The 23647-nt window shown below is 54.3% G+C and carries 19 protein-coding genes; 2 read left to right on the top strand and 17 right to left on the bottom strand.

Annotation, left to right across the window (positions count from 1 at the left end; translation table 11 throughout):
• Positions 1-2: 2 nt before the first annotated feature.
• From C7433_RS10945 to C7433_RS10875, 14 genes are all read right to left on the bottom strand, one after another.
• Entirely contained in the window at positions 3-2504 is a 2502-nt protein-coding gene (locus C7433_RS10945; RefSeq protein WP_110268167.1) for a type VI secretion system Vgr family protein, read from the bottom strand.
• 291 nt (positions 2505-2795) lie between these two features.
• The gene (locus tag C7433_RS10935) at positions 2796-3437 is read right to left on the bottom strand and encodes a hypothetical protein (protein ID WP_039339788.1); all 642 of its coding nucleotides are present in this window, start codon (positions 3435-3437) and stop codon (positions 2796-2798) included.
• A 25-nt stretch (positions 3438-3462) separates the two neighbouring features.
• The gene (gene tssH / locus C7433_RS10930; RefSeq protein WP_110268166.1) at positions 3463-6096 is read right to left on the bottom strand and encodes a type VI secretion system ATPase TssH; all 2634 of its coding nucleotides are present in this window, start codon (positions 6094-6096) and stop codon (positions 3463-3465) included.
• A gap of 159 nt (positions 6097-6255) precedes the next feature.
• Positions 6256-6747 carry a type VI secretion system effector Hcp gene (gene hcp, locus C7433_RS10925; RefSeq protein WP_039339792.1) on the bottom strand — a complete coding sequence of 164 codons (492 nt, stop codon included), beginning with the start codon at positions 6745-6747 and terminating at the stop codon, positions 6256-6258.
• A 4-nt stretch (positions 6748-6751) separates the two neighbouring features.
• On the bottom strand, positions 6752-8476 hold the full coding sequence (locus C7433_RS10920; protein ID WP_199227854.1) for an OmpA family protein: 1725 nt from the start codon (positions 8474-8476) through the stop codon (positions 6752-6754).
• A gap of 3 nt (positions 8477-8479) precedes the next feature.
• Complete coding sequence (tssL, locus tag C7433_RS10915) at positions 8480-9133, bottom strand: type VI secretion system protein TssL, short form (RefSeq protein ID WP_110268165.1); 654 nt, start codon at positions 9131-9133, stop codon at positions 8480-8482.
• Positions 9130-10467: a type VI secretion system baseplate subunit TssK gene (gene tssK, locus C7433_RS10910; protein ID WP_110268164.1), complete on the bottom strand. Its 1338-nt coding sequence runs from the start codon at positions 10465-10467 to the stop codon at positions 9130-9132. The genes tssL and tssK overlap by 4 nt, the downstream gene beginning before the upstream one ends.
• Positions 10468-10485: 18 nt before the next feature.
• A complete protein-coding gene (gene tssC / locus C7433_RS10905) occupies positions 10486-12030 on the bottom strand; it encodes a type VI secretion system contractile sheath large subunit (protein ID WP_039339797.1) in 1545 nt (514 codons plus the stop codon).
• A gap of 43 nt (positions 12031-12073) precedes the next feature.
• The gene (gene tssB, locus C7433_RS10900) at positions 12074-12574 is read right to left on the bottom strand and encodes a type VI secretion system contractile sheath small subunit (protein WP_054633396.1); all 501 of its coding nucleotides are present in this window, start codon (positions 12572-12574) and stop codon (positions 12074-12076) included.
• Between the two features lie 996 nt (positions 12575-13570).
• On the bottom strand, positions 13571-14272 hold the full coding sequence (ugpQ, locus tag C7433_RS10895) for a glycerophosphodiester phosphodiesterase (protein ID WP_006120339.1): 702 nt from the start codon (positions 14270-14272) through the stop codon (positions 13571-13573).
• Between the two features lie 19 nt (positions 14273-14291).
• Positions 14292-15398, bottom strand: a complete 1107-nt coding sequence (locus C7433_RS10890) for an ABC transporter ATP-binding protein (protein WP_058707747.1) — start codon at positions 15396-15398, stop codon at positions 14292-14294.
• A 5-nt stretch (positions 15399-15403) separates the two neighbouring features.
• The gene (locus C7433_RS10885) at positions 15404-16468 is read right to left on the bottom strand and encodes a carbohydrate ABC transporter permease (RefSeq protein ID WP_054633394.1); all 1065 of its coding nucleotides are present in this window, start codon (positions 16466-16468) and stop codon (positions 15404-15406) included.
• Positions 16468-17379 carry a carbohydrate ABC transporter permease gene (locus C7433_RS10880; RefSeq protein ID WP_033740753.1) on the bottom strand — a complete coding sequence of 304 codons (912 nt, stop codon included), beginning with the start codon at positions 17377-17379 and terminating at the stop codon, positions 16468-16470. Before C7433_RS10880 ends, C7433_RS10885 begins: the two co-directional genes overlap by 1 nt.
• Before the next feature lie 45 nt (positions 17380-17424).
• Positions 17425-18801, bottom strand: coding sequence for an ABC transporter substrate-binding protein (locus tag C7433_RS10875; protein ID WP_058701253.1), 1377 nt, complete (start codon positions 18799-18801; stop codon positions 17425-17427).
• Positions 18802-18894: 93 nt separating this feature from the next.
• Here C7433_RS10875 and C7433_RS10870 point away from each other — a divergent pair, with 93 nt between their 5' ends.
• Complete coding sequence (locus C7433_RS10870; protein ID WP_054687356.1) at positions 18895-20052, top strand: ROK family transcriptional regulator; 1158 nt, start codon at positions 18895-18897, stop codon at positions 20050-20052.
• A gap of 171 nt (positions 20053-20223) precedes the next feature.
• On the opposite strand, the gene C7433_RS10865 is transcribed toward C7433_RS10870, so the two are convergent.
• The 3 genes from C7433_RS10865 to C7433_RS10850 all read right to left on the bottom strand — a co-directional run bounded on the left by C7433_RS10865 (position 20224) and on the right by C7433_RS10850 (position 22153).
• A complete protein-coding gene (locus C7433_RS10865) occupies positions 20224-20754 on the bottom strand; it encodes an RES family NAD+ phosphorylase (protein WP_110268163.1) in 531 nt (176 codons plus the stop codon).
• A 497-nt stretch (positions 20755-21251) separates the two neighbouring features.
• Positions 21252-21581: an STN domain-containing protein gene (locus C7433_RS10860; RefSeq protein ID WP_033740761.1), complete on the bottom strand. Its 330-nt coding sequence runs from the start codon at positions 21579-21581 to the stop codon at positions 21252-21254.
• Positions 21582-21913: 332 nt separating this feature from the next.
• The gene (locus C7433_RS10850) at positions 21914-22153 is read right to left on the bottom strand and encodes a hypothetical protein (protein ID WP_006120349.1); all 240 of its coding nucleotides are present in this window, start codon (positions 22151-22153) and stop codon (positions 21914-21916) included.
• 266 nt (positions 22154-22419) lie between these two features.
• On the opposite strand from C7433_RS10850, the gene C7433_RS10845 reads away from it, so the two are divergent.
• Positions 22420-23640 (top strand): OFA family MFS transporter, encoded by a 1221-nt coding sequence (locus C7433_RS10845; protein ID WP_006120351.1) that lies wholly within the window; start codon positions 22420-22422, stop codon positions 23638-23640.
• The last annotated feature ends 7 nt before the right edge of the window (positions 23641-23647 follow it).

Below are 23647 nucleotides of genomic sequence, written 5' to 3'. Positions count from 1 at the left end.
GATTAACTCTCCTTATTCACGGTGAGACGAACATTACTGACTGCATTGAAATTCTGTTTGGATGTATTGCCTGCAGAGGTTGTATTTTCAGCAGTTGTCCCCATGTCGCTGTTCAATACCGCCCGGCGATTAGCTACCGCCGCCCCTGTTCCGCTCCATACCAGAGCTGGCTGCAACTCATAATTACCTTGTTGATATTGATTCAACATTTGGTTGGTGCTTTGCCCCGTAAATTTTTGCCACACGGCCGCTCGTTCAATAATCTTATCTGGTGCCCCGCTTTCGACTACCCCATCGCCAATTCTGATATAGGCTCCACCGCTACCACTCAGAATTATTTCCTGTTTCGCACTAATGACAATTTTTCCTTCGCTGCTGCTGATACGGATATCTTTCAGCGCATCCAGCGTCATTTCATCACTCTGTGCCTGAATTTCCACTTTTCCTTTACCAGCAAAAAATTTGATCCCCAATTTTTGGGCATACAGACTAATTCTTTCACCCGCAGCTACTGTCAGTTTCTTCAAGACACTCAAATCGGTATTACCACCACTGGTCGCAGTGATATTTTCTCCTGCAGATAATTGCAAGGTTTTCGGAGTCACCTGCGCAATACCTTCTGGGGCAGATAGTAGTAAAGCTGATTTTTTGAGTTCCCTCAGCGCTTCATTTAACAAGGCTTTCTGCGTTTGTAAATCTGCAAGTTCTGCCCTAGCCGTCTCAGCTGCGCTGTTTAACGACTCAGCCAGACTCTGAGCCCGTTCCAACTGGCTCAGAGCTGCGGCCATATCCAGCATCATTCCATTCGCTGAAGATTGCGTATCCGCCGTGATAAACACCCCGGCCCCTCCCCGGACGGAAACATGCCGGTCGGTACGCAGTTCCGCACCTTCGCCGCGAAGTTTCCTGCAAGCGTCAACATTGTGACCTAAATTAAGCTGCGTCTTGCCCCCGTACTCCGTGCTGAGCTTAACGTGCTCCTCACCCCGCTTGTCCTCCATCCGCAACTTGTTCAGGCCGGCTGTACGGATGACATTGCGCGTGCTGTTGGCCTCAGTGACGTGGTCGACGTGGCGGGAATCGTGGAGGGCATGGGCTATATACGGGCGATCCGGATCGCCTTCGTGGAATGCGATGGCCACTTCCGTGCCCTGTATCAGCGGGAAGTGGAAGCCGTATTTATCGCCGCCGTAAGGTTTGGCAAAGCGCACTGGCATGCTTTCCATGCCCTGCTTTTTATCATCACGGTCGGCATCAAACTTCACCCGGTACATGCCGGATGCATCCTGCCAGGCGTAGATGTCGTTATCTTTGGCACTGGTCACACGCGCCATCAGGGTGCCGCTGACCACCGGACGCTTTTTCGCGGCTGGACGCCAGCATCGGTTCTCGTAGTACGGCATCGCTACCCATGTCACTTTCAAGGCATTCTTACGGCTGCCGTAGTAGCCAGTGCGGATAATAACAACACCATTCTCCGTTTCACGGGGTAGTGTCGGCGAGATAGCGGTTTCGGTAATGGTAAGAACCTGCGCCGGGCCCAGGGTATGGTCCGTACTGCTGCCGGTCACTGTAGTCTGGGCGGACAAAAAACGTTCATGCTCCAGACGAGCCCAGAAGTTACCGGTTTCGGTTGCAGGGGTAATTTTGTCACCCCGCTCGAGGTGACGCGGACGATAGTGATACACATCACCATAAGTGATACCGTCACCGTCGCCCTGGGTCATGTCTGCCGGGACGGACGTCAGAATATTCTGCGCTTCGCGATGGTTATAGTCGCTGGCGGTGACCGAACGTTCCACCACGTTGTGCCAGACGTGGATATCCCACACCGAGTCAACGGCATTGTCATTGGTGCCCGAAGGGCTATTAAGTGGCAGTTTTTTACCGAATGTCCAGGCGCTCTGCTTATCCGCAAAGTGCACCACTTCAGTCTGGGTATCCGGGTGCAGGGTGAAGAAGTAAAAAATCCCCACCTCAGCCAGCAGACGCTCAATAAACCCGAGGTCACTTTCCTGGTATTGATTTATCTGCTCCCGTTTTGGGTAGGTTTGTTTAAGCTTGAATTCATATTCCCACCCCTTCAAACCATGCTCGCCAAGAATTTGCTCTACCACTTCCGGCACTGATTTGTTGACGAAGAAACGGTGAGTACGAAACTGCTTATCCAGTAAGGATATAAAAGGTTCCAGAATAATTTCATACGTAACCTGATCGCGTGAACCGGCCAGGCGTCGGAAATTTGTCACCACACCATGAACAATTTTACCGACAACAGAGTCTAATAGTTTCCCCACCCCCATGCTCAGCGTAGCGGTTTTACTTAACATCATTTCAGCCGTAAGATCTGGATGTGAACTGGTAAAACGAATGGTGTAATGATAGAGAGCACTCATTTGTTCTAAACCATCAAAACGTTCCACATCCAATGGATAAGGGCAGGAAGGAATATCCAGTTTATAGCGATTAAGGATACCCTCTGTCATTTTAAATGTATTTTCCATTTCTATAATTCCTGTTCTGGGTTAGAATGATATTAAATAGAACCAAACTCAACTAACATGATAAATATTACCTATAATGTTCCCATTCATCATAAATATATTTCAAGGCGAATTTATAAAGTCCATAACCTATGAGAAAGGCTACTATACTTGCCCCACCCAGAATAAAGCGGCAAGGATTGGCTGAAAAAAAGAAACAGTAGAAAGAGTAAATCATACTGATTGTTCCTAGCGTCATCCCGATACTGGCTACGATCCGTGAAAAAATGATAAGTATAAAATCTTTTATATTCATAAACCTCCAAAGAAGTATTCGCAGACATTATTAAACTCTTCAGGATTTATCTTTTCAATTTCACAAGCCGTCTCATAAGGCCTAACAATGTCCTCAACAAGATAATAAAAAAGATCAAAATCACCCATACTGTTTAATTTCTCATACATTATGGGGTTTCTTTCACGCAAGTACCGTGATGTATAAATAGATCTTGATGCTTCAGCACCAACTCCCAATACACCACCAGCAGCAGAACCAGAAAAAAAGGCACCAACTCCTTGAGATATAATCGCCCTTCCGAGGTTAACCCCCGTAAACTGCGAGAACATCATTTTACCTATAACACTTCCAGATATATTTCTTGAAAAATGTGAAATTTTATGCGTGTCTACATGAGAAACAAAATCATCTATAAATGGTTTAATAACCTTATAAATAACCTCATCGTTAAAAGTTACTTTTTTAACCAGTGCTGCTAACCGAAATTTATCATCCTGATTCTCTCTGCGGTGTTCCGTATCTATAAAATCATAGCCAAGATAGGCAAGGCTGACGGGTAAGGAAATAACACCTTTCGCCACAGCACCGATAAACCCAGCCCCATCGATATGAATGGCCTCAAGCATATCTCTGGCAATTTCTTTTGCGCTGTCCATAATTGCTACCCTTTAGATAAACCAGTTAATCAAACGCCAGCACAATCCCTTCTTCGTCATCCAAGCCTAGTGTCAGGCTGTGTGGCTTCTGCTTCGCGGCCATGTGCGTGAGCAGCTGCTGGCTCAGCACCGGCAGAATTTGCTGATTGAGCAGGCTATCGACGTTACGCGCACCGGTATCTGGCAGCAGGCAGGCTGAAGTCAGCGCGTCATAAAGACTTTCATCAATGTGCGTGCTCAGGCCGTAGTGTCGATGCAGACGCTTGCTGACCTGTGAGAGTTTCATTTCCACGATGGTACGCATGGCTGCTTCCGAGAGGGGGCGGTAAATCACGGTCTGGAAGCGGGCCAGCAGCGCCGGCTGGAAGTGATCGCGCAGCATCGGACGCAGCAGCTCGTGAAGATCTCCTTCGCTGGCCTCCGGCTGTTCGTCGAGCAGTTGCATCAGGTGGTCGCTGCCAAGATTCGAGGTCATCAGAATGACGGTGTTGCGGAAGTCGATTTCACGCCCTTCACCGTCGCGCATAAAGCCGCGGTCAAACACCTGATAGAACAGATTCAAGACGTCGCGGTGAGCTTTCTCCACTTCATCCAGGAGCACCACGCTGTACGGACGCTTGCGTACCGCTTCGGTGAGAATACCGCCCTGACCGTAACCCACGTAACCCGGAGGGGAGCCCTTCAACTGGGAAACCGTATGCGGCTCCTGGTATTCTGAGAGGTTAATCGTAATGAGTGACTTCTCACCGCCGTACATGACATCGGCCAGCGCAAGCGCGGTTTCGGTTTTCCCCACCCCGCTCGGTCCCACCAGCAGGAATACGCCCTGCGGGCCATTCTCGGAGGTGAGACCCGTTTTTGCCGCACGCAAACGCTGGGCGATGGCCTCGAGCGCCACATCCTGCCCGACGACACGTTTACCCATTTCATTTTCCAGGATCAGCAGTTCGGTCTGCTCATCTTTCATCAGCGATGACAGCGGCACGCCGGTCCAGTCAGCAATCACGTTGGCAACGGTGCGTACATCCACATCCAGAGAGAGCAACGGATTGCTGTGCTGCATGCCGTTCAGTTCCTGCTGCAGCGCGTGCGTCTCGCTTTGACGGGAGATGTCCTGGCGGCTTTCCAGCAGTTGTTCGGTGAGTTTCAGTTCCTGCCCGTACTGCGTTTCAAGCTCGTCGAGAGCAACGATAAGAGCGTTCTCTTCCTGCTCAATGACGGTCAGGCGTTCACCATGGCTCTGATTGCCGACAGCAATATCTTCCAGCAGCGCCTGCTTCTCTATTTCAAGAGAGGTAATCTGCGAGCGTATGCAGGTCAGCTGTTCCGGCACCGTGTCGAGGCTCATGCGGACGCGCGCTGCGGCGGTGTCGAGCAGATCAACCGCCTTATCCGGCAACTGGCGGCCCGTGAGGTAGCGGCGGGAAAGCGTAACAGCAGCGCGCACTGCATCGTCGGTAATGTGCACGTTATGGTGCTCGGCGTAACGGGATTTCAAACCACGGAGCATCAGGCAGGCGGTGTCATCGTCAGGCTCATCGACTTTTACCATCTGGAAACGACGCTCCAGGGCCGCGTCGCGTTCGAAGTACTGCTTGTACTCGCTCCAGGTAGTGGCCGCAATGGTACGCAGTTCGCCACGCGCCAGCGCCGGTTTCAGCAGGTTCGCTGCATCGGCACCTCCCGCCTGGTTGCCCGCGCCGATGATGGTATGCGCTTCATCAATAAATAGCAGGACCGGGGACGGAGATTGCTGCACCGCATCGATGACGTTTTTCAGCCGCTGTTCGAACTCGCCTTTCACGCCAGCACCGGCCTGCAGCAGGCCCAGGTCAAGGGTACGCAGAGTGACCGTTTTCAGTGATTCAGGCACATTCCCCTCAGCAATACGCAATGCCAGACCTTCAACCAGTGCGGTTTTCCCCACGCCCGGCTCGCCGACCAGAATCGGGTTGTTTTTGCGGCGACGAGAGAGGATATCCACCATCTGACGGATTTCTGTGTCACGGCCAAACACCGGATCGATCTTCCCTTCCTTCGCTTTGGCGGTGACATCGAGGGTGAATTTATCCAGCGTGTTCTGCAGCGCAGGGCTCAGTTCCCCCTCTTTCATTTCCACACCAGCCGGACGCCCGACAAACTCCACCTCACCACCGTGGTTCTGTGCCAGCTCGGCTTCGCGCTGCATTTCCGGACGTTCATCCGATTGCGCATCCAGCAACGGTCGCAGGCGCTCCAGCTGGCTTTGAGCAAGCGTTAACAATGGCCAAAGGCCGTCACAACGTGCCAGTTTTGGTTTTTCCACCAGGGCCATCAGCAGATGGATGCTGCGAATGTGCTCTTCGCCATTGAGTGAGGCAAGTAGCCAGGCTTGCTGCATCAGAGTCTGGATGTCATCAGAGAGCTGGGGCCGATGGCGCACGGAGCGCGGTTGTCTGTCGAGCCAGCCAAGTAAATCCTGCCAGATGCCATCCATATCCCATTCATAGCGACGCGCCAACACCATCAGGTCACCTTCCCCCTGCTCCAGCAGCTTCAGCAGCCAGTGCTCCGGCAGAATTTCGGCATGGGCACGGGTCTGACAGAGCGAAGCTGCGCCTTCCATCGCTCGGGCACAGTAAGGGTTCAGACGACGTAACAGGATGGCTGGATTTTCCATGAGATTCTCTCTTTGTCGGTTCCTGGACACGCTACCGCCCCTCGCTGTTCACCAAAGCGCATAAGGTCAGGCAGGCAGATTGTTTTTTTCTTTGCTGAGTGCCCGCATCTCAGGCACTCAGCAAAAAACTGCGGACAGGAAAACCTGCCCGCATCAGGATTACGCCGTGGCGCGTTCGTTCCAGGAATCGGAATGAATGATGTTGCCGTCTTTGTAGGTCCAGGTGATTTTTTCGTAACGCAGTTCAACGCGTTCAAGGTGGTTGTGCTTCTCTTTAGAAGGATCCTTGATGTCATACATTTCAGGATTCACTTTCACTACCTTCACGTTTTCCAGTTTGGTGTTGAAGTACTCCACTTCCTGGCCCGCGTCGTTGATTTTGTACCACTTGAATTCAGCGGATTTCAGGGTCTGACCGGTTGTCACCGCCTTGTACAGGTACGGGCTGGACGAGTCGATTTCCTTGGTGAACAGGAACGGGGTGTGGATACGGGTACCGGTCAGCTTGCCGGTGTTGTTATCGGTCGGGATGTACAGGTTATGCTCCTGCGCCACCACTTCGATGCTGCCGTCACGGTCCTGCACGTCCACAGACCCTTTAATGTCCGCGCCGCCGTCGTCTTTCAGCCAAAGATAAACAGGAATTGCCATGGAATTACTCTCCATTGTGTAGTGAAGCGCCATCATCCTGAGATGACGCCTGGGTGTGGTCCGGTACCTGACAAGCGTTTGCCTGCGGTACCAGACTGATTTCGACACGACGGTTAAGCGCCCGGCCCTCCGGCGTGTCATTGGTTGCGATCGGACGGCTTGCGCCATAGCCCTGCACCGCAAAACAGCTTTCCGGCACGTCGCCCGTATCACGCATCCAGCCGCGTACCGCTTCGGCACGTTTCAGGGACAGCGTCTGGTTCAGTTGGGGATTACCGGTGTTGTCTGTATGGCCGGCGATGACAATCAGCCAGCCCGGTTTCGCTTTGATGCCAACCAGTGAATTCACCAGCATCCTGGTGGAACCCACTTTCAGCACGAACTTACCGGAATCGAACAGCGACATGCTGTCGAGGCGAATGGTTTCCGGTCCCTGGATGATTTTCTTAATGACCGGTGGAGGCGGTGGCGGAGGTGCCCAGTCGCTGAGAGCGGCCTCAACGAGCGGAACCAGGCGCAGCCCCTGATATAGTCCCAGGCGATAACGTAGTGGCTCCCCGCGACGCGCCCAGTCGTCCAGTAATGCGCCATCGGCTCTGAGGCGCTGTTGTGCGCGCAGTTTCGGTGCCACAGGCTTCCCCGTCAGTTGGTGATACAACGCAAGGTGATCGCCCACATTACGGATGAGACGCTGGTTGTTCGTCCAGGACGCCAGCATGGCAAGCGCCAGGAAAATCCCGCCCAGCAACCCGGCGTAACGCCAGAACACCATTCTGCGGCTAACGCCCCGTCGGCGCGGCAGCGCCGGCAGCAGCAGTTCAGGCAGCGGTAGTGGTTCGGTGGTCACAACGGTATCTGGTGGCAGCGCCGTCACGCTAGTGATGTGCTGTTGCCAGAGATTGCCCTCGATACCGCTCACCGGCACCATGCACATACCCTGTACACAGGGCTTCATCACCGGTAGTTCGCCCTGCTGCACCGCCAGCAGGTCATAGACTGTGCTGTGCTGCCAGGCAAGCAGGCTGTCCAGCCACAGCCCCTGACTCAGACGCGAAAGACGCCCGTCCGATCCACTCTCCCGGGTCCACTCTCTCAGTGACACATTGCCCTGACCGGGCTGATACACCTGAATGCCGCTTCGCGGGCTGACTGTGGTAAACCAGACAGGTTCAGCTTCCGCGCAGGCCACAGGAGGCGATACCCAGGTCACGGTCCACAGCGGTGGGATCGTGCCAAATGCCGCACGGCACTGCACGACAGCCCGCTGCCAGCCCCGCATGGACTGGATAAAATCATCGCCGGAAGTGTGCTGTTCAGGCACCGCCGCCAGCATGACGGAGATTTGCGACACCAGGCCCGGGCGCACCAGGCTCAGGTGCTGTGCCAGGAGCGACAGCTGTTCTGCATCCTTTACCCACAGATACCAGCCCTGCCGGGTTTCCCGGTGACGGGAATCGGACACAAACAGCGGGGCGTTGTCGCCACAGACGAGGAGCACCGCTCCCTGAAAATCTTCCGGCGGCAGGTTTTCATCCACAATCTCCCTGAGAGCGGTCGCCCGCGTCCGGGAGGCCCGACACTGACGCCAGAGCATCACCCTGGAGACCAGAACGACCAGCAGACTGAGTGCCACACGGCTGCCCGTGGACAGTGGCCAGAATCCCAGAATGAGCCACAGCGCCAGCACGGCACCCAGGGCAGTTAACAGACTTCGGTACGCATCCCGCATCGTTTACCCCGGCCTGACAGTCTGGCTAACCAGCTCGGTAAGCGAAGACGAAAGGAAGAACCAGAGCGCCACCAGGGCAACAGCGGCCACAATCCAGGTCAGCCAGTACCCGCGACGACCGCTGCGCAGGCATGATGCCCGGGCAACAATGGGGGCGTCCTGTGCCAGCGTGAAGGCCGGTACCCGTTCCGCAAGCGCACGTACGATATCTTCCCGACGCTCATCATCCTGGGCGCGATATCGCCCCACGAACCCCAGTTGCAGGGTCCGGTACATGCAGGTCAGGACAGCGGCGTCAGGGGCGGTTTCTTTCAGCAGGTTGCGGATCCGTTCCCACAGCTCCTCACCGGCATTAAGGGTGCCAAAGAAGTGGGCCTGCAGCGGGTCACGGCGCCAGGTCAGGTAACCATCATCGGTGGTTCCCCGGTTCATCACGCTCTCATCAATCAGTGCGCACAGGGCATACACCATATGATCCCGGCTGATGTCGCTGTAACCAGCCTCCGTGAGCGCCACTTTCGCCTCCTGCACCAGGCGGCAGGCCCGGCGATAGAGCCCTTCCCCGTCCCGGACTTCCTGACCGCTCCGCAGCTGGCTGGCCATAAGCCAGCCCGGGTAGAAAATACGCTCAATTTGACTCATTTCTGATGTATTCATGAGCGCAGCACCGCAAAGAGTTCAAGATTCACCTCTCCCAGAGAACGCGGGGTATAGAATGTGCAACTGCCCATCTCAAGCATCGCGCGTGCTGCCTCAGTGCTCAGATCCAGCGAGAAATACTGGTTCTCAAGGCGTAACGGGATAGCGGCCGGCACATGGGGCAGCGGCTTGATAGCCATCCCGCTCAGGGCCACATTCACCACGTCGAACACATCTTCAAAGCTGCCCGCTTTACACAACTGCGGGAATTTCGTCTGAAGTTCATTGTTCGGCATGGAGGAGCGTACGGAAAGGTAGAAATCGGCTCCTTCACGCAGGCGCGCATCGTGCAGGGCACCTTTCCAGATTTGATCCTGGTGCTCCAGATGGATACTGACCACCCGTGACGGCAGGCTCGCTTCCAGCAGCTTATCGAGCAGTCCCAGCAACGGCGGGAATACCCGTTCCGGTGCATCGTGGTGGTAAGCCGGAATATCGCCGGCGTCATGCTCCAGTGAGAAGGTCAGCAGGCTGCCGGCCAGGCGGGTTAGTTCGCGGTACAGCAGTTCCGGGTGACGCTCAGGCGTCTGCAGCAGTTCCGTCAGCACCGGCTCGGCGCTGTTCAGGGCATTGAGCAGCCAGAACAGAGAGACATCCGCGACAGCAAAGTCAGCCATCCGCTCATTGCTTTCACGGCGCATGGCCATCAGGCGACGACGGCGTGCCTGCAGACGAACCAGCAGGTCACCCAGTTCGGTGGCAAGCCACGGACTGGCCGCAACAGACAGCATCGGCGGGATAAAGGCCGAATCACGGCTCCACTGCCCCTGCGCATTACGCACCAGGCGGGCCACCGGACAGGTCAGGTATGCCGTGTTTTCCTGGCTGGACAGCCGCAGGGTCAGCGCATGACGCAGGATCGCAAGTTCCCCGCTTTCATGGCCAGCCAGTTCCTGCACGACGACACGCTCCGCTTTCCAGCGCTTAGGGCGTTCACTGTCCTGACCGTTATCGAGGTTGCCGCCACTGGCGCTCAGCAGCGGCAGTGCGACAACCACGTCAACAGCTTCGCTGCCGGCGGCAACAGACAAATCACAGACCGGAGGAAGCGTGTCAGCCAGATCGGTATCAACGAGGGTACCGTCCTGAAAGCATACCACCAGACGGGTGGCGTTCAGGCGCGCGAGCGCCAGTGCAGCATCATCAAATTCTGCCGCAACCACGCCCCAGGGATGAGAAAAACCCATCCGGGCAACCATGCAGGCAACGTGTTCATTCCAGCGCGCCTGCTGCTGGAACTGTTGCGGGGCCAGAGCGGCCCCATCCTCCCAAAGCGGGCGGTAAATTTTCATCCCTGATATCCTCTCGCCTTAAGACTTGGCCTTCGGCATCTGGGAAACCAGTGACAGGTTGACGTCCATCCCTTCGACCTGGAAGTGCGGCACGGCATACAGCTTCACGCGGAAGAAGCCCGGATTGTCCTCAATATCTTCCACCACCACTTTCGCGTCGCGCAGCGGGTGAGAAGCCTGCAGCTCGTCGCCGGGATCGGTCATCTCCGTGACCAGACTGCGCACCCAGGTGTTCAGCTCAAGTTCCAGCAGACGACGATCTTTGGTGGTCCCGATATTTTCACGCTGGATCAGCTTCAGGTAGTGAGCGATCCGCGACAGCAGGAAGATGTACGGCAGACGGGCATTGATACGGCTGTTGGCGGTTGCATCCGCGGTGTCGTACAGTGCCGGTTTCTGGGTGGAGTTCGCGCTGAAGAAACAGGAGTAATCTCTGTTTTTATAGTAACTCAGAGGAATAAAGCCCAGGTTCGCAAACTCAAATTCGCGGGTTTCCGGGATCATCACCTCTGACGGGATCTTCACCTGGTTGCCGGTGCCCAGATCGTACAGATGGATAGGCAGGTCCTGAACAGCACCACCGGCCTGCGGGCCACGAATCTGCACGCACCAACCGTTGTTGATAAAGCTGCGTACCATATTGGCGGCAAACGCAAATGAGGCGTTGGTCCACAGGTATTTGTTGTGATCCGGGCCTTTCACCTCTTCCACATAGTTGAAGCTGCGTACCGGCGTGGTATCCGGACCATACGGCAGGCGGCCCAGTACACGCGGCATCACCAGACCGATATAGCGCGAATCATCCGTTTCGCGGAAAGATTTCCACTTGATGTACTCCGCACGATCAAAGTAGTTGCCGATATCCCTGATAGCCGCCACGTCCTCCATTGACTCTTTGAGGAAGAATTTTGGGCCAGCAGAGCCGATAAACGGCATGTGCGCCGCTGCAGAAACTTTCGAAATATTGCGCAACAGGGCAACATCCTGCGCAGAAGCATCAAATTCATAGGCGGAAATCAGCGCGGCAATCGGTTCGCCACCCGGCGTGTCATATTCATCAATGTAGGTGTGTTTATACAGGCCGCTCTGGATAATTTCCGGGCTGTCTTCGAAGTCCTGACGCAGATCTTCTTTAGCCATATCCAGCAGTTCGACTTTCACGTTCTGACGGAAGTCGGTTTTGTCGACAAGGGATTTCACGCCGCGCCACAGGCTTTCTACCGCCTGAAAGTCCTCATGGTGCATAACGGCATCAAGCTGGCGACTAATCTGGTGGTCCAGCTCCGCGATATGATGATCAATCAGGTTTCTGTCGAGTTTCTCCACTTTTGAGCCCGATTTTGTCAGGCATTCCAGAAACACCTGCATCCCGGCCGTCAGACGCTCATCGGCTGTCGCATCCGACATCGCCTGTGCATCCTGCCAGATGTCCAGTGCACTCAACTCGGACACCGGGTTCAGATTGATTTTTTCAAACAGTGACGCATAAACCCCGGCAGCAGGACGCTCCAGCACCACACTCTCGCCACCTGCGGCATTTTCATTTTTTACAGACATCAGCATCTTCCTTATTAATCCGTTATTAATCCGTTAAAGCACCGTGAGCCTATGGCTGTTTCGGGGCCAGCGCAGACAACTCAGACCGGAGTTCGGCGCTTAATGCCGGATCGAGCAGGATTTTTTCCAGCTCTTTTCGGAATGCCTGGTTGTCCAGCAGGTTGGCCTTTAAATCACGAAGTAAATTGCGCATGGAAAGCATGGCTTTGAGCTGAGGTATTTGTCGGGAGACCTGCTCCGGCGAGAAATCCTTCATGCTCTGAAAGGTCAGACGGATATTTTCTTCGCTACCGTCACCAGCAAGCGTGTTTTTAACGGTAAGACTGACTTTCGGGGAATATTCGGAAAGCACAGCGTCGAAATTATTTTTGTTCAGATTAACTTTTTTTCGCTCAGATAACGGTGCTGTCTCCTGCCCATGGCTGAAATCGCCCGCAACCAGCAATTTCAGAGGGAGCTCGGTTTTCTTGCTCGCGCCGCCGGTATGCAGATCAAGTTTCAGATTAATACGTGCTTTGGGTATTTCGGACTGAAAGGAAGAATTAGACATAGCTGTCCCTGTTCTATGAAGTTATAGAAGCGGTCACTGCCAGCGAGAAATTAAAAGAAAAGCAAACCCTTTATTAGCACTATCCCGGTTCCCGTCATCTGACAGGAATCAAAACCCCGGGATGTAAAGCGGGCGCATTCCATTCACCAGCACGTCGACACGGTATTTTTCAGGTACTTTTCAGAAATAAAAAAACGTCCAGCAAGCACCTGGAGACGGAGTTTATGAACGTTTCATGCATGACAGGAAATAAAAATATGTAACTAAAGGTTACAGAGACATGCTTTAACAATTTTTTATCATCTTTATGATTTATATGATTTTTATTTAAAAACCCCTTCAGAGCTTATGGAATAAGGATGTTCAGTAAGTGATCAATGTATTTCAGAGCATGACATGTGCAAAATCCCACCAGTCACATGAGAACGTTAATTTTTCATTGTTAAAAAAATAACTTTCAGGAAGCGAGTGTGAAAAGGGGGAATAGGACGAGACCGTCATGTCAGCATAATTTCTTTTATTGACGTAAATCAATTCTGGTTATTTTCGCTTAAAAAAAACTGAAATCAATGTATGTCACCTGTCTGTATAAACGTATTTCAGACATCGGAGAGAGGAAGGATTATCGTTATCTGCGTGCTTGTCACCTGTCACCGCATCTGACCGCGAGTTATGCGATGCCATCACTTACGTCAGCCAGAATAAATCCGGCCGGTGCACTCGCCTGCAGCGATCGCAGACGATAAAGTCAGCTAGTGTCACGATGTTGTTTGCGTTGGGAACGAGAGGTTTACAATTAAACGGAAGGGAACGGTGCAGGGCATATTTACGCGATCAAAACGCGTCGATATAACATCATTGTCAGGCGCCCTCCAGGGCCGGGGCCTGCCAGATAATGTCGAAGGGCAGTACCGCAGCTGCCCTTCTCTGTTTACCCGTCATACCCGTAAACACGGGTAGCGACGCAGAACCTTATCGTTCAGTCGTTCTGTAAACCTATCGCCGTGTGTGGCTAAAGAGATCCGGGCGATTGAGGTTAATATAATCGACGCCCGCCGCCGCAATTTCCTGATGAATCGCTATATCGTCATCACCGTAATAAACCATAATCTCAAGCCCGGTCTTACGGCTTGCTTCAAGAATACCGGGATGACGCATCTGCTCTACGTTTACCTCAATGATCGATGCATGATGCACGGTGGCAACGAGAGAGGGAGACATCGCGATATTGAGGGTCATCATTTTGCGAAAGTCCGGCGCAACGGCCTGAAGGCCAGCGCGCATCGTTTCGGAAAACGAAAAGAAAAACGTATCACGGACCATACCGAGATCGCGTACCAGTGCAGCCACTTTTACCGGATCGCAGTATTTCAGCTCAATATAAACGCCCGCGCGGCCGCGCAGATGTTCGAGATAGGCATCAAGTCGCGGCACCCTGGCGTCTTTAAAACGCTCATCGAACCAGCTTCCCGCATCCAGTGCATCAATATCGCGCGACAGAGCATGCCCAACAGGGCCCGTCCCGTTCGTGGTGCGATCCAGCGTCTCGTCATGGATAACGTAGAGCACACCATCGGCGCTCTCCCGTACATCCAGCTCAATGTAATCAGCCCCCTGTTCAAGCGCCAGATCGGCGGCAAAGAAGGTGTTCTCTGGCGCAAAATGGTTGGCGCCACGGTGTGATACGATTCGGGTCATGGAAATCTTGTCCTGTAAGCTAGCCAGCGTGAACCTGTCTGCTGGGGTGGCCGGTTACGGCGAGGTTGGCATGAAGATCGACGATGCGTTTACCGACAGCATTGAAGATCAGAGTCAGTTCGGGTTGGCACGCTACTCCTACCCGGGAACCAGGCGCATGACGCACCGCTTCACCATATTCCAGCGCGCGAAGCGTGCCGGCCGGCGTGTCAATCGTGTAGAAAACTTCACGTCCCATCGGCTCAACGGTCATAATCTCCCCACACAAGGCAGCCTCGTCAGCGGCAATAAGGTTGATATCTTCCGGACGCAGACCAAAACAAACGGGGCCGTCGTATTCGTGGTTCAGTTCGAGTGTCGTTTGCTCCAGGTGCAGAAACCCGCCGACGGCCTGTCCTTCCACAAGATTCATCGGCGGCGAGCCGATAAACCCTGCAACAAAGCGATCGGCCGGACGTCTGTACAGGTCATCAGGTGTCCCAATCTGCACTATCTCGCCATGATTCATACAGATGATCCGATCGGCCATGGTAATGGCTTCCAGCTGGTCATGGGTGACGATCAAGGTGGTGAAGCCGAGACGTTTCTGGAGATTCTTGAGTTCCGTCCGCATGGTGATACGGAGCGTCGCGTCGAGGTTAGAAAGCGGTTCGTCGAGTAACAGAATATTCGGTTCCTTGACCAGTGCCCGCGCCAGCGCCACGCGCTGCTGCTGTCCCCCTGAAAGCTGCGACGGGCGTCGATCAAGCAGTGCGCTTATTTGCACCAGATTAGCCGCCTCCTCCACGCGCCTGGCAATGTGCTCCTTACCTGTTTTTTTAAAACGTAACGGAAAAGCGATGTTTTCGCGTACCGTCAGGTTCGGGTAAAGCGCATAAGACTGGAAGACGATACCGACGTTGCGATCGCGGGCATCGATGCGATTAACGTTGTGCCCGTCAAACGCGATCTCACCGCTGGTCGGCGCATAAAGCCCTGCCAGCAGAAACAGCGTTGTCGATTTACCGCATCCTGAGGGGCCGAGAATGGCGACGAATTCGCCGTTCTCAATGGTAAGATTCATCGGTTTCAGGACCTGAGTCTCGCCCCAGTTTTTGCTGACATTGTTAAGAGTGATCGAGGCCATGACAATTATCCCTTGATACCGCCAAAACTCATTTGAGTGATGTATTTCTGCGTAAAGGTGTAGAGAACGAGCACAGGGAGTAAATAAATGATGCCCACAGCGGCGATCATGCCGTAATCCGCACCCGTATTATCCTGTGCGACAAAGAACAGGTAGAGGCTCATCGTCATCTGGCTTTTGTCGATAAGTAGCGTCTGGACAAAAACGTACTCCTCCCAACCACGTAAAAAGGTGAAGGTGGCAATCGCAATCAGTCCGCTACGCACCTGGGGCAATACCACCATACGAAAAGCCTGAAAACGGGTCGCACCGTCGGTCACCGCGCTCATTTCAATATCCCAGGGCACTGCGTCGAAAAAGCCCTTCAGGACGAAGATCGCATAAGGCAGCTCCAGCGCACTCATCACCATCACCACACCGAAAAGATGGTTGAGCAGGCCCATAAAGTGAAGCTGGATAAAGATGGCAATGGTGAGCGCCAGCGCGGGGAAAGCATGTAACAGCAGCAAGCCACGCAGAAAATTTTGCCGCCCGGCAAAGGCAAAGCGCGATAACGCGTAGGCGGCTGGGGTAGCGACGATCGTGACAATCAGCGTTTGTGAAACGCCAAAGATCAGCGAGCTTCCAAGTGCCGTCCAGGCCGATGGCATCAGGTCCACGCGCGTGGTGCCCGTATTCGCGATGTCGCGCATCCAGAGAAAACGGTAGTTGTGCAACGTCATGTGTGGCATCAGAAAAATCATCACAAGCAGCAGCACAACGATCCCCAGCGCAGCCCAGGACAATACCGGTCTGCGTAAACGCTCTGCCAGGAAAGCAAGCGCGATCGCTCCGATATACGCGACGCCCGCAATTGCGCTGGTGCGCCACAGAACCAGTCGGCTGACGGACGCATCAGACGTGGTCAGCGATTTGGCCAGAAGCCAGAGGTAAGGCAGCAGAATCGGCACTGACATCACCGTCAGGAAGAGAATGAGCGCAGAAAGGAAGCCGACACGGTTGATTGTGCCTCTGCGTTCAAGACGCGCCCATTTCGATTTGGCCACTGCCGGGTTTGGAACGAGTGACATCACAATACCTCGATTTTCGGCGCGGCAAACGTCGCGCGCATATTACTGACCCGCCATTGCATTAAGGTCACGCCTACGCCGATCACCATCAGGCCAAGCGCCAGCGCCGCGCCATAGGCGTAAGCCCCATTTTCAAAGGCGCGACGGTAGATATAGAGCGCATAAGGCGTCGAATCGTAGACGGGACCGCCACCGGTGATGAGCAGAATGTACTCGTAGGTCGTCAGCAAGGAGAGCCCCTGATAGATGGTGATAAACCGAATGGGCTGAGACAGTGCGGGGGCCACTACATAGCGCAGCACGCCCCATTCGCTCGCCCCATCCACTCGCGCCGCATTGGCAAGATGTGCAGGGATGGAACGAATGGATGAAGTCAGAATGACCATGGCAAACGATGCCCCGACCAGGCCATTTGCCACAATGATGAGAAACAAGGGGAAATCATTACGCAGATTCATGAGCGGCAGACCGAAGGATCCGGTTACCTGATTGAGCAAACCAGACGGCGTGGGATCGGCAACCCATATCCACAGAATACTGTAGAGGACGGCCGGTGACATGCGTGGCAAAAGCCAGAGACCGCGAAAAAGATTACCCAGCCTGTCGGGAATGGCCGTCGTTGTTATCGCCAACAGGACACCCAGCCCGACGTTAAAAATAAACAGCGTCGCCGTGACATAAATCAGCGTCGTCAGCAGCACCGCAGGCATGCGCGCATCGCGTAAGACAATCCGCTCGACGTTTTGCAGCGTGAAGTGACCGACCCGCAGATCAGCGCCCATATCGGTAAAGGCGATGACGGTATTGACGATAATGGGCGCCAGGAAAAAGACGGCCAACAGCGCGATAGCAGGCGCGAGATAGAACACAGGTCGGGCCGGCCGGTGCGCCCGAGGCTGAAACTGAGACATGACCACATCTCCCTGGAGAGTAAGCGACGCTTTACAGGCTAAGCACTATTTTTTGGCGACAGACGACCGGATTTCTATATCGTCGCCAAACTGCAGTTCGAGCTCTTCGGCGATAAAATCAACGGCCTGTTTTGCCGTCATTTTTCCTGTTTCAACCGCCTGGAGACCGCTGAACAACACCTTGTTATAGCTGCCAAACTGGATATGATTGGGCACGAACTTCGCATGTACCATCATGGGCGAAGCGGCTGACAGCACCCAGTTATCGCGGTATTTCGGCATCGCCGTTTGCGCGTTGCTGATGGCCGTGTGATAGGACGTCACAGCATGTTCGTTGTTGAAATAAGGCAACGTCGCCAGTGCCACCAGTTCGGCAGCAATGTCAGCATTTTTGCTTTTGGCGTTCACCGTATAGAGAAGCGGATGCGACAGGTTTGAGGGCTGACCGCCCTTTTTGGCCGCAGGCGCCGGGATCCAGCCTATCTTATGAAAATACCCTTCTTTGTCTGTCGGCCAGACCGCGCCATTTTTGTCGCCCAGTTGCCAGGCAACCGCCCAGACGCCCTGGTGAAAGATAAAGGCTTTCTCCTGCTTGAACGCGTTCTGAATGGCATCCCAGCTCATCGCCGTGTTATCGACCGGCGTCACTCCCTGCTTCGCATTGCGCTCATACCAGCCAAGCGCATCCGCCATTTCTGCTTTAGGGAAGATGAGCTTGCCGGTCTTGTCATCCATAAATTTCACGCCGTAAGACTGAAAAACCATCAGATAATCAATACCGACATTCGGCCGGTGCAACATGCCGTACTGAGCCGCTTTACCGTCCACGACCTCTTTGGCAAGGGCTGTCAGATCGTCCAGTGTAAAATCACCGGACTCCACCCTGGCCGGTATGGCGTTGATAAAGGCTTCATCCTTGCCAATTTTTCTCAACATATCTTTGTTGTAAAAAAACATTCTTATTTCAGCATCCTGCGGTATGCCATAGATCTTTCCATCGTTTGCCTTTGCCGACGCCCACAGGACGGGCAGGATGTCGCCATAGACCCACGGTGCCGCCGCGATCTTATCGTTCATTTGCAAGGCATAGCCGTCCTTCGCAAACTGACCAATCCATTCATGGGGCAGCACATAGATATCCGGCCCTTGTCCGACAGACATCGCCTTCAGCATATCCATGGCGAAGTCGTCCCAGCCTTTGACAGCACTGCTATTGGCCTGAATCACAATATGTTTGTCGACGCCCGCAGCCTTAAATTGCTTGTTCATGATGTCGGCTGCATCTTCAATGTTGGTAATGCGGTTAGGTGCGCTACGCTCGGCGAGCGTGGCGAGTTTGATCGTTATCTCTTCTGCGTGAGTCATGCCAACACACAACGCGGACATCACGAGGGTGGCGAGGACTGTGAGTTTTTTTGACATGGTGTTTATTCCCGTTGTGCCTATTATTTAAGTAAGTTAATTTATTTAAATGACAGGTTCATGACCATGTGAAAACGACAGGGAGAAGGTGCGTTGACTTCATCAAAACATTGGGAAGGAATCGGTACGACGCAGTCGGCCGTACTACGTTATCTGCGTCGCAACGACGCCGCATCACGTGCTGAGATCGCCGATTGTTGCGGGGTGACAGCGGCGGCCGTCAGCATGATGACCCGCGATCTCATCAAGCGAGGTATCATCATCGAAGGAGCCCGTCGTTCATCTGGCCGGGGCGCGCCCCACATTGATCTGATGCTTAATTCCTCCATCGGCTATGCCGTTGGGATTCATGCCAGCCGCTTCTCTGTTACGCTGATGCTGCTTGATTTCAAAGGGAAACGGGTCGACGAAATTGAACTGACCGGCCACTATGATACCTTTGCCCGCGCCCGCTCAGAGATACAGAAGGGCCACAAAACGTTGCTTGAGAGAAACCACATACCGGATCATTTACTGATTGGCGCAGGCATTGCCATGCCGACGCGCTTCCAGCGCGGTCAGGCTCCGCTCCATCTGGCTCCCGAAGTGCTTTCCTGGGATGAACCCGGGCTGTTCGAAGCCATTCAGCAGGCGCTGGGCTGTCCGGTGTTAATCGAAAATGATGCCAATGCTGCCGCCATGGGCGAAATGACGCTGGGTAATGCGGCTAATCATGACGATTTTATCTATCTCTACCTGTCAGAGGGCGTCGGCAGTGGCCTTATCCTGGGCAAACAACGTTATCGCGGTCATCTGGGCAATGCGGGCGAAATTGGGCTGCTGCTGCCACTCGACAGGCCCCGCCCCTCTTTTACTGACCTTGCGGCGTGGTGTAAGCATCGCCTTGGCCAGATACCTGAAGGCCGCGCTGAGGCTGTCTGGCACCATTTTCTTAGCGAAAACACAGCGGTTCTCGACGAATGGATCGCACGTACTGGCCCGGAGATCGCCCGGCTGGGCTTTATGCTGAATGCGGTCCTCGCGCCAGCGGCGATCTATCTGGGTGGGACACTTCCGCAGATGGTGCGTGAACGGCTTGCGGCCTGGCTCGACTTTTCCACTCTGGATACGTTAAACGGCACACCTGTCGTGCAGCCTGAAATCTGTCTGCCGGACGTCGCGGCCACGGATACGGTCGCATTCGGAGCCGCCGCCATGGTCCTGCATAATGTTGCTCAGCAGGATAACGGGCATCGCGACGGGGTTAACTGACCGCTCAGCGGCGGTGACGGAATGAAGGAAACCGACGCGGCAAACATCGGCGACGGTTCTCTGAGTTGGCCTGCGGATAAACAGGTCTCTGTGAAATGAGAGCCAGTCCGCAGCGAGCGTCGGTTTATTTGCGACCGCAGCGTGGGACAGGTTTGGCTTAATTTGCCCACACTATAATCCCCATTTGGAGCCAGCCGGTGAAAGCGTAATCGGGATGGGCTTGCCGCATACCGCCACGCGTGGTGCAGAAGGCGTGTTCCACTGAAAAAGACAGATATGCCAGCCGCCGGGAATAAGACGCGAACGGTCAATAATCCCATCCGCGCCTGTTACTCTGCCTTTATCTGCGTTGTGCCATGAATCCGGGATTCGCCCCTGCTGCAGCGCCGTTCGCCAACTGCCGTCAGCGGCTTCTGGCAGGATTCCCAGTTGCTCACATTTTGCCTTATCGCGCTGATCTACCAGCCAGGCCCCTGACAGGCGTAGTGGAATCAGGACGCGTGAAAGGCCATCCTCACGCATATAGCCCGATACCGCCATGATGGACCATTCCGGCAGCGGACTCATATACAAGGCCGGTTGCCCGTGGCGATGATAACGCCCCGCGCTTTGCGGGCCGGGTGCGGCAAGCACCGCCTGCGCCTTCGCGGTTAACACAGCGCGATAAAAAAGGCCGCCCACGGGCAATAGTGCGTGATGCATGTTTGTCTTTTCTCCCGCAACAACCCCATCCCTGCGATTGCTGAACGCGCCAGTTAATCGCTTAGTGCGTAGCCACGAACCAGCCCGACCTGTCGGCGCATGTCTGCCTTGCCTGCGCACAAGCCGGTGATACACAGGCGCGGGGCCAGCCGATCATCAGATTCGTTCCATCTGCCCGGACGACACGGTGTGATGCCGTTTAGGATGCGACTTTGGATGCGCCGGATTACATTGCTCATGTGTGCCGGGCAGATAAAATCTGCCGTCCTGAGAGGGCGCAGTACCGCCGGGACAACCATTCATGCCGCGCTGACCATTGTGGCCAGGCAACCCAGCACCGCCAGGTTGATTGTCCATACTTCCGCCGTTACCGCCCGCTCCGCCATTTCCACCTTCCCCACCGTTCCCCCCTGGCGCGGCATAGCAGACTGATGCGGTTAACAACAAAATAAGCAAAGCAGCGCCTCTGCGCATGGTGTGACCTCCGTAATTCGCGATTATTTTTCGACAGTAATGACATCCGGCGTTTGCGCCACAATCTTCAACGGCGTGCCTTTTATAGCCTGTCCGAGCGCTTCACGAAGCGTCATGGTGCCCTCTACAGGATTCACCTGAACAGCCCCAGTGCGCGACAAATCCGTCTGGATAAAACACCCGGTACCGTGCGCCAACTGTTGCGCCGTTTCGTCAAAGCGCGACAAATGAAGATTGTAGGTCGCTTCCGCATCACATTTACCCGCAGGGATGTGACCAGAAGATGACTGGCTGCACGACGTACACGTCAGCGCCAGCAGCAAGCAGGCTGAGTTGAAGGATGTGAAATGCATAACGCCTCCGGGCACAGGAAAACTTGTGTCTTTGTCCCATAGTCAACTGTTTCTGTCAGCGTGCAGAGTATGTCTGAGTGTGATCGCAGGCGAGGAGGTGGGAAATGTGCGGCTCGCTATCGTGCCGCTTCGCACTGGCGGTAATGACCTCTCTTAGCAGAGAAAGCGAGAGCAGCGAGGCACAGAGAAAGTCACGTTTTACGGTGTCGTGCTCACCGGGCGCGACGGAACGCGTCTTCGCCGTCCCTGGCGCTACCATGATTTTACGGTGATGTGTCCTGTGTAAACAAAACGGAACCGTAGCGGGCATGGCGCCCTTTCCTGTCTGGGCGTCATGCCCGTTTTTGCTGCGCATTGACAAGATGCTGGGGTTGATTGATCGCTTTGCGCGCAATCCAGTAGAGCAGAACCCGCTCGTCGTCACTGTCGCGGTCCGCCATTGACAATAATTTCAGTGCCAGGGTAGATTTCGTGACAGGCTGCTGTTCTGCGCTCAGTTCGATCACTGCCTGACCGATAATGCAGCAAACTTCATCCTCACTGGTGATGGATTCATATGTCCGGTCTTTCATATTTCCTCCTGTTGAATGGACTTTAAGCCTGGCAAAAAAATGCTAAGCCTGCCGGGAAAAGAGGTTGGCCGTAATATTCCCTTACTGCTGTTTACCTGCCTTCATTAACTTGACTCACCTCGTTACACTTACCCCACGCGGCCATTCATTCCGCCCTGACAGCATTTCATTCCGCGTTGCATTCCGTTCATGCGCTTTCCGCCCTCGCGCGTAGGGGTTTTGGTTATTCTGACGCCAGTATTCAGTTTCCCCCTGGGAGTAACATAATGAACGCGACTCAACAGACTGCCCACCAGCGTACACGCTGGCTCACACTTATCGGTACGGTGATAACTCAGTTAGCGCTGGGGTCCGTTTATACCTGGAGCTTATTCAATGGTCAGCTCGCGCAAAAACTGGATGCGCCCGTAAGCCAGATCGCATTTTCATTTGGTTTACTGAGCCTGGGGCTGGCCATCTCTTCTTCACTGGCTGGCAAGCTGCAGGAGCGTTTTGGCGTCCGTAAGGTCACTATCGGCGCAGGTATATTGATGGCGCTGGGATTAGGGCTGACCGCCCATGCAGATAATCTGATCATGCTGTACCTGAGCGCGGGCGTGTTGTTAGGTCTGGCCGATGGCGCAGGGTATCTGATGACGCTATCCAACTGTGTGAAATGGTTTCCTGAACGTAAAGGCATGATATCGGCCTGCGCCATTGGCGCTTACGGTCTGGGAAGTCTGGGATTTAAATTCATTTGCGGGGCACTGTTGGCACGATTTGGGCTTGAACAGACCTTTGTGCTCTGGGGCCTGCTGGCAATGGCGATGATTATTGCTGGCGGACTGATGATGCGCGATGCGCCGCTGCAATCTGCGTCAGCTACCCAGGCAGAAGCGACGCGTCAGTATACGTTGGCCGAATCGGTGCGTCTGCCACAGTACTGGATGCTGGCGTTGATGTTTCTGACTGCCTGTATGAGCGGGCTGTATGTGATTGGCGTTGCAAAAGACATCGGGGAAGGTTTGGTTCACCTCAGCACCCAGACCGCCGCTAACGCCGTCACGGTCATCGCGGTAGCAAACCTGAGTGGTCGGTTAGTACTGGGCGTGCTGTCCGATAAAATGGTGCGTATTCGCGTGATCTCACTGGCCCAACTGGTTTCACTGATCGGTATGAGCCTGATGCTGTTTACACAGATGAATCAAACCACGTTTTTCCTGTCCCTGGCCTGCATTGCGTTTAGCTTCGGCGGCACCATTACCGTCTTCCCTTCGCTGGTCAGTGACTTTTTCGGCTTGAATAATCTGACCAAAAATTATGGCCTGATTTATCTCGGCTTTGGCATTGGCAGCGTAATGGGTTCGCTGGTGGCTTCACTGTTTGGCGGCTTTACGGTCACTTTCAGCCTCATTATGACCCTGCTGGTTATATCACTGGTGCTGTCACTGACTATCCGCCTGCCGCAGAGCCAGCCAGCCCATGAACCGCTGTTGCAGCGTCAGTAACGTTACA

The organism is Pantoea sp. PNA 03-3 (assembly GCF_003201175.1).
GTDB lineage: Bacteria > Pseudomonadota > Gammaproteobacteria > Enterobacterales > Enterobacteriaceae > Pantoea > Pantoea stewartii.
This window is presented reverse-complemented; position numbering and strand designations above follow the sequence as displayed.

What these genes read in the sequence shown, in the direction of transcription:
- ugpQ (WP_006120339.1), bottom strand. Translation starts at nt 14,272, where the DNA reads ATGACCCGAATCGTATCACACCGTGGCGCCAACCATTTTGCGCCAGAG.
- C7433_RS10865 (WP_110268163.1), bottom strand. Translation starts at nt 20,754, where the DNA reads ATGCATCACGCACTATTGCCCGTGGGCGGCCTTTTTTATCGCGCTGTG.
- C7433_RS10875 (WP_058701253.1), bottom strand. Translation starts at nt 18,801, where the DNA reads ATGTCAAAAAAACTCACAGTCCTCGCCACCCTCGTGATGTCCGCGTTG.
- C7433_RS10880 (WP_033740753.1), bottom strand. Translation starts at nt 17,379, where the DNA reads ATGTCTCAGTTTCAGCCTCGGGCGCACCGGCCGGCCCGACCTGTGTTC.
- tssH (WP_110268166.1), bottom strand. Translation starts at nt 6,096, where the DNA reads ATGGAAAATCCAGCCATCCTGTTACGTCGTCTGAACCCTTACTGTGCC.
- tssK (WP_110268164.1), bottom strand. Translation starts at nt 10,467, where the DNA reads ATGAAAATTTACCGCCCGCTTTGGGAGGATGGGGCCGCTCTGGCCCCG.
- C7433_RS10935 (WP_039339788.1), bottom strand. Translation starts at nt 3,437, where the DNA reads ATGGACAGCGCAAAAGAAATTGCCAGAGATATGCTTGAGGCCATTCAT.
- C7433_RS10850 (WP_006120349.1), bottom strand. Translation starts at nt 22,153, where the DNA reads ATGAAAGACCGGACATATGAATCCATCACCAGTGAGGATGAAGTTTGC.
- hcp (WP_039339792.1), bottom strand. Translation starts at nt 6,747, where the DNA reads ATGGCAATTCCTGTTTATCTTTGGCTGAAAGACGACGGCGGCGCGGAC.
- C7433_RS10860 (WP_033740761.1), bottom strand. Translation starts at nt 21,581, where the DNA reads ATGCATTTCACATCCTTCAACTCAGCCTGCTTGCTGCTGGCGCTGACG.
- C7433_RS10890 (WP_058707747.1), bottom strand. Translation starts at nt 15,398, where the DNA reads ATGGCCTCGATCACTCTTAACAATGTCAGCAAAAACTGGGGCGAGACT.
- C7433_RS10845 (WP_006120351.1), top strand. Translation starts at nt 22,420, where the DNA reads ATGAACGCGACTCAACAGACTGCCCACCAGCGTACACGCTGGCTCACA.
- C7433_RS10920 (WP_199227854.1), bottom strand. Translation starts at nt 8,476, where the DNA reads ATGCGGGATGCGTACCGAAGTCTGTTAACTGCCCTGGGTGCCGTGCTG.
- C7433_RS10885 (WP_054633394.1), bottom strand. Translation starts at nt 16,468, where the DNA reads ATGTCACTCGTTCCAAACCCGGCAGTGGCCAAATCGAAATGGGCGCGT.
- C7433_RS10945 (WP_110268167.1), bottom strand. Translation starts at nt 2,504, where the DNA reads ATGGAAAATACATTTAAAATGACAGAGGGTATCCTTAATCGCTATAAA.
- tssC (WP_039339797.1), bottom strand. Translation starts at nt 12,030, where the DNA reads ATGCTGATGTCTGTAAAAAATGAAAATGCCGCAGGTGGCGAGAGTGTG.
- tssL (WP_110268165.1), bottom strand. Translation starts at nt 9,133, where the DNA reads ATGAATACATCAGAAATGAGTCAAATTGAGCGTATTTTCTACCCGGGC.
- tssB (WP_054633396.1), bottom strand. Translation starts at nt 12,574, where the DNA reads ATGTCTAATTCTTCCTTTCAGTCCGAAATACCCAAAGCACGTATTAAT.